Origin of the sequence: Pseudoalteromonas sp. CO325X (genome assembly GCF_004208955.1) — a bacterium.
GTDB lineage: Bacteria > Pseudomonadota > Gammaproteobacteria > Enterobacterales > Alteromonadaceae > Pseudoalteromonas > Pseudoalteromonas ruthenica.
Map to the genome: position 1 here is coordinate 1 of NZ_SGPG01000049.1, position 314 is coordinate 314.

Annotated in this window: 1 tRNA gene; it reads left to right on the forward strand. The window is 51.9% G+C overall.

Annotated features, from left to right (window positions below):
- Positions 1-239: 239 nt before the first annotated feature.
- Positions 240-313, forward strand: a tRNA-Arg gene (locus tag EXT46_RS18725).
- The last annotated feature ends 1 nt before the right edge of the window (position 314 follow it).

Sequence of the window (314 nt, forward strand, 5' to 3'; positions counted from 1 at the left end):
ACGCATAGCTCAGCTGGATAGAGTACCTGGCTACGAACCAGGCGGTCGGAGGTTCGAATCCTCCTGCGTCCGCCATCATTTAAGTGAAAATTAAGAACGTAAGTTCACACATATAACGGACGCATAGCTCAGCTGGGTGAAGAGAAACCAAAGCAACGCTTTGCAGTTCGATAAACGCGAGTCAGGACGACGAGCCGGAACCCTGCTACAGGATGTACTAGGGCAATAAAACATATAACGGACGCATAGCTCAGCTGGATAGAGTACCTGGCTACGAACCAGGCGGTCGGAGGTTCGAATCCTCCTGCGTCCGC